Below are 763 nucleotides of genomic sequence, written 5' to 3'. Positions count from 1 at the left end.
CCGTCTTCGCTTTCCCATGCCATAGCTGTATTTGCTACTAACATGGATGAGGCAGCCAAGCAGAGTGCTGATATTTTTTTTAATTGCATTATATTGCTCCTGAACGGTTAGTTGTCGTTGTTATAGTGACCCACATCATCAAAACAATTAAAAATCAAATTGAAGTGGATAACCTTTTATCTGCAGCTGATCAGCGCTGCCCTGGTTGTGTGTCTTTTTTTGATGCGCTTTGTATATTTTTCTGTCTGAAAATATTTATCAGCGCACATTGAAACTCGCTTTATTCCGGCTGCGTACCCAATGACAGCTCGGCACCGTCTTCTAATGGTTCAAGCCAGTCGATGACCGTTTGTCGATAAAGATCCAGACCCTTGTATTCAGAAAGATCCGGATGCAGATTGGTGAGCACCCGACGTAGCCGTTTTGCCCATTTTGGATAGGTGACCAACTCATCCAGGCTAATCAGATAACCACGTACACTGAAAGCAATGGCATTACTGCGTGGCAGACGGAATAGCGCCTGCAGCTCAACCCGAAGATGTACTTTTTCGCCGACGTTCTCCGGCGTCACTGAAGCATTATCAGGTCCCCATAAAGGAAATTCTTCGGGAGAAGTATCCAGACGCGGATTGACCGTCATGGTCCAGTTCAGCCGACGTACCGGACTGCCATATTGCAGATGCAGCAAATATTTCAGTGCCCGGTCAAAAATGCCGATTTCATTTGCCTGCGGAACCGGACCATGCCATTCTTTGAACGACAT

1 protein-coding gene is annotated in these 763 nt (G+C 46.1%); it reads right to left on the bottom strand.

The window, feature by feature from the left end; genetic code table 11:
* Positions 1–280: 280 nt before the first annotated feature.
* Positions 281–763 (bottom strand): heme-dependent oxidative N-demethylase subunit alpha family protein (locus B3O33_RS11490; RefSeq protein WP_292363623.1); only part of this gene is annotated, 483 nt, incomplete at its 5' end.

It is taken from the genome of Methylophaga sp. UBA1464, assembly GCF_002325665.1.
GTDB lineage: Bacteria > Pseudomonadota > Gammaproteobacteria > Nitrosococcales > Methylophagaceae > Methylophaga.
This window is presented reverse-complemented; position numbering and strand designations above follow the sequence as displayed.